7 protein-coding genes are annotated in these 8510 nt (G+C 67.7%); 1 reads left to right on the top strand and 6 read right to left on the bottom strand.

The features are described from left to right. Window positions 1–821: 821 nt before the first annotated feature. Genes ABTZ89_RS31210 through ABTZ89_RS31185 form a run of 6 tightly spaced genes read right to left on the bottom strand, consistent with a single transcriptional unit; the run spans window position 822 to window position 7802 of the window. Entirely contained in the window at window positions 822–1796 is a 975-nt protein-coding gene (locus ABTZ89_RS31210; RefSeq protein ID WP_351051460.1) for a CobW family GTP-binding protein, read from the bottom strand. Continuing rightward, on the bottom strand, window positions 1793–3160 hold the full coding sequence (locus tag ABTZ89_RS31205) for a UbiD family decarboxylase (protein WP_351051457.1): 1368 nt from the start codon (window positions 3158–3160) through the stop codon (window positions 1793–1795). Before ABTZ89_RS31205 ends, ABTZ89_RS31210 begins: the two co-directional genes overlap by 4 nt. After that, window positions 3157–3747, bottom strand: coding sequence for a UbiX family flavin prenyltransferase (locus ABTZ89_RS31200; protein ID WP_351051454.1), 591 nt, complete (start codon window positions 3745–3747; stop codon window positions 3157–3159). Before ABTZ89_RS31200 ends, ABTZ89_RS31205 begins: the two co-directional genes overlap by 4 nt. Then, complete coding sequence (locus ABTZ89_RS31195) at window positions 3740–5059, bottom strand: nucleobase:cation symporter-2 family protein (RefSeq protein ID WP_351051451.1); 1320 nt, start codon at window positions 5057–5059, stop codon at window positions 3740–3742. The genes ABTZ89_RS31200 and ABTZ89_RS31195 overlap by 8 nt, the downstream gene beginning before the upstream one ends. A gap of 12 nt (window positions 5060–5071) precedes the next feature. Beyond that, entirely contained in the window at window positions 5072–6391 is a 1320-nt protein-coding gene (locus ABTZ89_RS31190; RefSeq protein WP_351051448.1) for a nucleobase:cation symporter-2 family protein, read from the bottom strand. A 16-nt stretch (window positions 6392–6407) separates the two neighbouring features. After that, the gene (locus tag ABTZ89_RS31185; RefSeq protein WP_351051445.1) at window positions 6408–7802 is read right to left on the bottom strand and encodes an amidohydrolase family protein; all 1395 of its coding nucleotides are present in this window, start codon (window positions 7800–7802) and stop codon (window positions 6408–6410) included. 333 nt (window positions 7803–8135) lie between these two features. Here ABTZ89_RS31185 and ABTZ89_RS31180 point away from each other — a divergent pair. Further along, window positions 8136–8510: amidohydrolase family protein (locus ABTZ89_RS31180; protein WP_351051442.1), on the top strand; the 375-nt coding region annotated here is incomplete at its 3' end.

Raw genomic sequence — 8510 nt, 5'->3', positions numbered from 1 at the left:
GTGGACAACATGGTGATGCTGTGTGCTCACCATCACCGAACCATCCACACCCAGCACTGGAACATCGCCCTCCATGAGGGGCGTCCGGTGTTCACTCCACCGTCCAGTGTGGATCCGGATCAAACACCCCAACCCGGCGGGAAAGCTGATCCCGTCGTACACAAGCATGCCCTCGAACAACTCATCCCCACACCACGAACACCACCCGAGGACACGCGATAACCACCGGCGAACAGCCGGTGGGGCACCCTGCCCTGCCCTCAGCCTGAAACACCCCGCGCCTCGAGCGTGAGTTCTGGCCAGAACCGACACCGCTAGAACGCGAACGACGAAAAATCCGCCACGCACCGAACAGAACACAGCCGACACAAAGTCGGCAAGAACGTAACCGATGACCCTCTTGAACACGCCGCAGGCGACCTCGACCCGCCCCTGATCCCACAGCCAGAACCCACTACATCCCGCAAGCCCGCTGCCCGGCCCACAGTGAAAGGAAAGCCACCGGTGACACCCACCAACCCTCAACCCACCGTCCATCAGTCCCAGCCGCCTCGAGTCCGGCCCGATGGTGTCGAGATCCGGGGTCCGTTCCATACCGGGTCATCCCCGTGACATAAAGCCAAAACGGGGCTGGGGTCCGGATGTCAAGCCTGAAACCCCGCAGGGGCGGCCAAAGGCCGGGCTTGACATCCGGAGCACAGCCCCCACAATCCACCAACCACGGGGATGACCCCCACCAACAACCCAACAGACACAGGTAGAAAGCACCTTGAAAACTCAACAGCGAAAACAAGAACCAGCCGCAGAAGAGGGAAACAGACTCAAGAAGAACGAGCAGCACAGGTCCGCAACCCATCAACGAGCAAAGCCCGATCAAGACCCCGCCCGATGAAAACGACCTTGCTACGACGAGAGTCCCGCCCCCAAGGCTCAGCAGGACGAAGCTCGAACAACCGGTGAATCCCCTGCAGGACGAACCGCCGAGCATCCTCCCGAACAGCGAGAACGCCCTTGAGTCGGTAGAGGTCGTCACCGTGCTCAGCGGTGAACCGACCAAGCCACTCCCGAAGAGCGTCCTCGTCGAGATCCCCGTCGACAGCGCTGTCCAGCTCGATCCCGACGGAACTCACAGCAGGATCGTGGAAGTGCTCCTGCTCGTCCAGCCAAGCAGGATGCACGATCCGGTTGAAGGCGCCGACGCCGAGGATGTCGGTGAGATCGACCTTCGAGTAGTTGGAGGTGAAGATCTCGGCAGTGGCGTTGATCCCGCGTAGGCGTACTCGTAGGGCGTCGAGTTCGGATTCGGTGACCAGGTCGATCTTGTTGAGCACCAGGCGGTCAGCGAAGGCGATCTGGTCCACGGCTTGGTGGCCCACTCCGGCCCCGTCCAGGTGCTGGCCGATGTGCTTGGAGTCGACCAGGGTCACGATCGCGTCCAAGGCGAAGTGCTCGCTGATCTCCTCGTCCGCGTAGAAGGTCTGCGCGACGGGGTTGGGGTCGGCGAGGCCGGTCGTTTCGATCAGCACCCGGTCGATCTTGTCCTTGCGCTCGATCAGCTTGCGCAGGATGTCGATCAGGTCCGTGCGGGCCGTGCAGCAGATGCAGCAGCCGTTGGACATCTCGAAGAACTCCTCGTCGGAGCGCAGGACCAGCGCGTCGTCGATCGGGATCTCGCCGAACTCGTTCTCGATGACCGCGATGCGGTGCCCGTGTTCGGCGGTGAGGATGTGGTTGACCAGCGTTGTCTTTCCAGCGCCGAGGAAACCGGTCAGCACGGTCACGGGAATCTTGCTCATCGTCGTCCTCCATCGCTGCCCAGCAGTCGGCGGGCGTCGGTGCGTGCGGTTGCCGAGACCACGATCCGGTCACCGGCGAAGTCGGGGCTGCGCGTCGCGTCGAGCCCCATCCGGGATGTGGTTCCGCCCGGATCCGACGAAGGGTCCAGCGGCGATCCCGGAAGTCCGTCCACCACGAACAGATCGCGGTGCGGTTGGAAGTGCGTGGCCAACGCCCACAGCACTTCGGCGTCGGACGTGATGTCCACGTCGGTGTCCACGGCCACAGCCGTCTTCACGTACGGGTCCCAGCCGAGCAGGCCGAGCAGCACCTGGCGGGCCTGGCCCGGTCGAGATTCGCGCATGGCTACGTAGCAGTGGAAATGGGTGCCCGACGTCGGGTAGTGCACTGCGGTCACATCGGGGAAGCGGTCCTTGAGCTTCTCCGCCAACTCCGATTCCCGCGGTACCCGTGCGAGGTTCAGGTGGTCCGCGGTGTTCCCGCCCGCAACATCCACCAGCAGCGCGTCCTCACGGCGCAGGACCGTTTCGACCCGCAGCACGTTGTTCGTGGAGCGGTGCGACGAGTACCCGGAGAACTCGCCGAACGGTCCCTCCTCGGCGTTCTGCTGCGGGTCGATGGTGCCCTCCAGCACGAACTCCGCCCACGCCGGCACGCCGATGCCGTGTCGGGGAGTGCGCACCAGGTCCAGCGGTTCACCGAACAGGCCGCCGGCCACGGCGCGCTCGTCCACATCCGCGGGGACGCGGGCGGAGGCCGCGAGCATGAACAGCGGGTGGCCGCCGATGACCACCGCGACCGGCATCGGCTCCCCGCGCTCGGCGTACTTCGCCAACAGCCGCCACAGGTCACCGCGCGAATGCAAGCTCGTCGCCAGCTCGGTGGGGGAGTGCACCATGGCGCGGTGGTAGCTCAGGTTCCCCACCCCGGTGTCCGGATCCTCGGCGACCACGATGCCGCTCGTGATGTAGGGCGCCCGGTCGGACGCGAAGTGCTGGAACATCGGGACCGTCGCCAGGTCCACCACCTCGTCCGCCACCAACGGCGCGGAGTCGACGATGCGCGGTGCGAGCATCCGCGAAGCCCGGGACTGGTACGCCTCGTGCAGCCGTCCGGGCTCGGCGTCGAGGAACCGGGCTATTCGATGCCGGGCGGCGAAGACGTTGGTCACCACCGGTGAGGAAACGCCCTCGACCTCGTTGCACACCAGCATCTCGTCCCGGCCGCGTGCGATCAGCTCGTAGATCAGCCCGGTCACGCCCTCGGCGGACACCGGCTCGTCCACCACCAGGACGTCGTCCGGATGCGCGCGCCGGTACTCGGTGAAGAAAGTGTGCGCGTCCTGGCGCGGGGAAAGGTTCACCGGGCTGCTCCTAGTTCTCGATGGGCGCCTTGCCAGCGCAGGAAGAGGTCGTGTTCGATGCCGAACTGGTCCAAGACCTTGCCTGTGAGGTGCGCCAGCAGGTCGTCGACCGACTCGGGCCGGTGGTAGAAGGCAGGCACCGGGGGCAGCACCACCGCCCCGGCCTCGGTGACCGCTGTCATGTTGCGCAGGTGCACCAGGCTCAGCGGTGTTTCGCGGGTGACCAGCACCAGCCGTCGACGTTCTTTCAGGCAGACGTCGGCGGCGCGGGTCAGCAGGTCGTCGCTGTAGCCGTGCGCGATCCCGGCGAGCGTCTTCATCGAGCACGGCACCACGACCATCCCCGCGGTGCGGAACGAGCCCGAGGCGATGCTTCCGGCGATGTCGCCGCGCCGGTGGCAGACATCGGCGAGCGCGGCCACGTCGGCCGGCCGGAGCCCGGTCTCCAGCTCGATGGTGCGGTGCGCGGCGCGGGACATCACGAGGTGCGTCTCGACCCCGTCGATCTGCTGCAGGCTGGTCAGGAGGTGGATGGCGAGGTGCGGTGCGCTGGCTCCGGTCACGCCAACCACGAGTCGATCAACCATCTCGTTCCCTCCGCAGGTGGAACAGGGCATTGAGGACCACCGCCAGCACGGTGCCGGTGGCGACCCCGCTGTCCAGGAAGACCTGCGCGACGAACGGCAACTGGTGGTAGAGGTCCGGTGCACCGGTGGGCGCCAGGCCGACGCCGAGCGCGATCATCACGACCACGAGGTTCCCGGACCGGCTGAAGTCCACTTCGGACAGGAGCTCGATGCCGGAGACGGTCAGCGCGGCGAAGGTGACCACCGCGACCGCGCCGATCACCGGTTGCGGGATCGCTGCCACCAGTCGGCCGATCGGCTGCACCACGCCCAGCAGCACGAGGATCACACCGCCGACCGCGACCGGGTAGCGGCTGCGGACCTTGGTCAGCGCGATCAGCCCGATGTTCTGCCCGAACGTGGTGTAGGCGAAGCCGTTGAAGATCCCGCTGAGCGCGGTCAGCAACCCGTCCACCCGCAGCAGCCGGCTGATCTCGGCGGGCCCGACCTTCCGGCCCACCACCTGCCCGACGGCCAGCCCCTGGCCGGAGGCCTCCACGGTCAGCACCAGTACGACGATGAGGAACAGCAAGATCGACGGGAGGTCGAACTGCACCATCCCGTAGTGGAACGGTTCGGGCACGCCCAGCACCGGTCCCGAGCCGACGCGGGTCAGCGCGCCCATCCCGGCGATCCAGCCGACGATCGCGCCCACGACCAGCGCGAGCAGCAGCGAGAGCTGCCCCAGCAGTCCGCGCAGGAACCGGGAGAACACCACGACCAGCAGCACGGTGAACCCGGCGATCAGCAGGTTGCCCGGTGCGGCGTAGTCGGGGGCGCCCGGGTCCTTCCCGGTGATCAGCCGGAGGCCCACCGGGATCAGGGTGAGGCCGATCAGCGTGATCACGGTCCCGGTCACCACGGCGGGGAACAAGCGCATCAAGCTGCCGAAGAACGGTGCCAGCAGGACCCACAGCACGCCGCCGACCAGCAGCGAGCCGTACACGGTGGGCAGACCCTTGGACTGCCCGATGAGGATCATCGGCACGATCCCGTTCGACGCCGCGCCGACCACCAGCGGCATCCGGATGCCGAACTTCCACAGGCCCAGCGACTGGAGGATCGTGCCGATGCCGGCCAGCACGAGGTCGATGCAGACCAGGGTGGCGATCTCGTCCTGGCCGAGTCCGAGGGCGGAACCGACCACCATCGGCACCACCACGGCGCCCGCGTACATCACCAGCACGTGCTGCAGGCCCAGCAGGACCAGGTGGCCCCACGGCGGCCGGTCGTCCACTCCTGCGTCCGATGTGGACGGGATCTCGCGCACCATCTCGTCCACCTCTCAGGGAGTTCGCCGGTTGAGCACCAGGTTCAGCAGGAAGGCGGCGATGCCGCCGGCCGCGATACCGGAGGAGAGCACCGGTTGCAGGACACCGGGTAGGTTCGCGTAGAACTCGGGCGCGCCCACCGGCAGCAGGCCGAAACCGAAGGAGATGGCCACGATCAGGATGTTGCGCGGATTCCCGAGGTCCGCCTGGGCCATGATCTTCACGCCGACCGCGCCGACGGTGCCGAACATGACCACCCCGACTCCGCCCAGCACCGGTCCGGGCAGCGAGGCGACGACCGCGGCGAGCTTGGGCAGCAGGCCGATCACGACCAGCAGCGCCCCCGCGGTGGCGACCACGAACCGGCTGAGGACCCGGGTCATGCTCACCAGACCGACGTTCTCGCCGAAGGTGACGATGGTGAACGAGTTGAACACCCCGGCGACCGCGGTGCCGACCCCGTCGGCCCGCAGCGCGCGGGCGAGTTCCTCGCGGCCGACGTCGCGGCCCGCGATCTGCCCGATCGCCAGGGTGTCGCCGGTGGACTCCACCATGTTCACCAGCTGGATGATGATCATCGGCAGGATCGCGGCGATGGTGAACTCGGGGAGCCCGAACGCGAACGGGTGCACCGCGCCGAACCAGGATGCCTCGCCCACCGCGGAGAAGTCGGCCAGTCCGAGGGGCAGCGCCACGAGCGTGCCCAGGACGAGCGCGGTCAGGATCGCGAAGCGCGCGATGGCGGCCGGGGCGAAGGCTTCCAGCAGCACCACCAGCAGGATCGTGCCCAGCGCCATGAGCAGTCGGGTGGGGGAGGCGAAGTCGGCTGCGGCGGGGTCGGTTCCGGCGATGAGCTTCGAAGTCGAGGGCAGCAGCGAGAAGCCGATGATGGCGATGATGGTGCCGGTGACGATGGGCGGGAAGAACCGCATCAGCCGGCTGAACCACGGGGCGACGAGCCAGGTGAGCAGCCCGGCGACGATGGTGGCGCCGAACACCGCGGGCAGCCCGCCGTCCTTGCCGACCAGGATGGCGGGGGTGATGCCGGTGAACGTCGAGCCCATCACGATCGGCAGCCGGGCCCCGATGTTGAGCACGCCGAGCGCTTGGAGCAGCGTGGCGATGCCGCTGACGAGGACGTTCGCGGACACCAGCACGGCGATCTGCTCGGTGGGCAGTCCGATGCCGAGGCCGATCAGCAGCGGCACGGTGGCCATGCCGGAGTAGGCGACCAGCACGTGCTGCAGCCCGAGCGGCAGGAGTTGGCGCAGCGGTGGGGCGGTGTCGACTGCATCTGGTGGGGCGGTGCTGCGAGGTCTGGGGCGTAATCGCATGGCTCCTCCTCGGGCCTTAGCGCAGCAGGCGGGTCATACCGGCGCGGTGCACCAGGAGTTCGGCCCGTTCCCGGGCTTCCGCGGCGGCGGACGCTTCGTCGAGGCGCAGGCAGCGGCCATCGCGTTGGACGATCTCGCCGTCGACGACGGTGACGACGACGTCCGAGCCGCGTGCGGCGTAGACCAGCGTGCTCACGACGTCGTGCAGCGGTTGCAGGTGCGGGCGGTCGAGGTCGACGACGATCAGGTCTGCGAGTCGTCCGGGTTCCAGCACCCCGGCGTCGACTCCGGCGCAGCGCGCGCCGTCGCGGGTGGCCAGGTCGAGCGCGTCTTGTGCGCGCATCGCGGTGGGATCGAGGGTGGTCGACCGCTGGGCGAGGACGGACTGCTTCATGCACTCGAACAGGTCCTGCCGGTGCCCGCAGCTCGGTCCGTCGGTGCCCAGCCCGACCACGGCACCGCGTGTGCGCAGTTCAGCCAGCGGGAGCGTGCCCGATGCCAGGTAGGCGTTGGACGTCGGGTTGTGCACGACGCGCGCACCGGAGCCGGCGATCTGCTCCACCTCCGCGTCGTCGAGCCAGATCGCGTGCGCGAGGGTGGCCCGTTCGTCGAGCAGCCCGGCTTTCGAGAGCCATTGCACGGGCCGCGCCCGGTACGCGTCGAGGTAGCTCTTCGGGTCCGTGCGGCCCTCGCAGCAGTGCGCGTGCCAGCTGATGCCGAGTTCCCGCGCGAGTTCGATGCTGCGGCGCACGAGTTCCTGGTCCACGTAGGTCAGGTTCAGCGGTGCGGGCCAGACCTCGACTCGCGAGCCCGGTGGGCGGTGCTGCACCGCTTCGCGGGTGATGGCGAGTTCATCCGCGGCGGAATACCGGAACAGCGCGTCGGGTTGACCGCGTTTCGCGGCGATTTCGGTGCGCGGGCCGACGATTCCGCGCGCGATGGCCCCGCGCAGACCCGTTCGTTCGACGACGTCGGCGACCGCGAGGGTGGTGTCCAGATCTGTTGGTGCGTAGTGGTTGTCCACCACGGTCGTCGTCCCGTGCCGCAGTGCTTCGGCCGCGGCGAACCGCGCGGCGGCCACCGCGTCGGAGCTTTCCACCGCGATGGAGTACGGCCACATGAAGTCGCACAGCCACGGGACGATGGACAGTCCTTCGCCCAATCCCCGTGCCAGCGCTTGGTAGAGGTGGTTGTGACCGTCGACGAGACCGGGCAGCACTGCTTTCCCGGTGCAGTCCAGGACTTCTTTCCCCTGCCAGTCGGCCATTTCTTCCTGCGGACCGACAGCGGTGATCCGGTTGCCGGTGACGGCGACGGATCCTGGGCGGTGGATGGTGCGGTGTTCGTCGACGGTCAGCACCGTTGCGTCGGTGAGCAGCAGGTCGCAGAACTTCTCGTGCACGGCGGGCATGCACGCCTCACTTCCCAGGCCGATGGCAGCCCAATCGGTGCGGAGGGATTCGGATCGCCGAACGGAGGCCCACGGCGGGGAGGTCACCGGCGAGTGCGATGCGGATAACATGTAAAACTCGCCGAGCCTGTCGTGTCAACCGGCGAGCAGCCCTGAACCGGTTTCGCTGAACCCGCGCTCGGAGGCCGGCGGTGCAGCGGGGTCGAAAATTACATGCAACTTGTTGACAGCGGCCTCCGGCCGGTGTTGCACTCGATCGCGCCGCGGTTCGAGCGCGGCGACCCGTAGGTGCGGTGATTCGTGGCCGGGGTGCTACCGATAGGAGAGATCCCGTTGATCATCGACACGCATGTGCACCCGACGAACCTGGTAGACGAGGCGTGGCGGCACACCGGTGAGCCCTTCACCGGCGAGCGCACCCTCAAGATGATGGACGGTCCGATGTGGATCAACGGCAAGCCGCGCCGGGTCGACATCAGCTGCATCATGCCGCCGCCGGGCAACACCTCCTGGCGGGACGGCAACCGCGGCGGACGCGAGGGAATCCGGGACTACCAGGCCTACGTGACCTCCCTGGTGCAGCGCTACCCGGACCGGTTCGTCGGCAACTTCATCTACAACCCGCGGTTCGGCCCGGAGAACGGCGCCAAGGAGCTGGAGTTCCACGTCAAGGAACACGGCTACAAGATGCTCAAGCTGCACGCCAAC

Source organism: Saccharopolyspora sp. NPDC002686 (assembly GCF_040295745.1).
Taxonomy (GTDB): Bacteria; Actinomycetota; Actinomycetes; order Mycobacteriales; family Pseudonocardiaceae; genus Saccharopolyspora; species Saccharopolyspora oryzae.
Note: the sequence above shows the minus strand (reverse complement) of the source record. Positions and strands in the feature narration are given on the sequence as shown.

Excerpts from the sequence above, each read along its gene's own strand:
- ABTZ89_RS31210 (WP_351051460.1), bottom strand. The coding sequence starts at position 1,796 with ATGAGCAAGATTCCCGTGACCGTGCTGACCGGTTTCCTCGGCGCTGGA.
- ABTZ89_RS31200 (WP_351051454.1), bottom strand. The coding sequence starts at position 3,747 with ATGGTTGATCGACTCGTGGTTGGCGTGACCGGAGCCAGCGCACCGCAC.
- ABTZ89_RS31195 (WP_351051451.1), bottom strand. The coding sequence starts at position 5,059 with ATGGTGCGCGAGATCCCGTCCACATCGGACGCAGGAGTGGACGACCGG.
- ABTZ89_RS31190 (WP_351051448.1), bottom strand. The coding sequence starts at position 6,391 with ATGCGATTACGCCCCAGACCTCGCAGCACCGCCCCACCAGATGCAGTC.
- ABTZ89_RS31185 (WP_351051445.1), bottom strand. The coding sequence starts at position 7,802 with ATGCCCGCCGTGCACGAGAAGTTCTGCGACCTGCTGCTCACCGACGCA.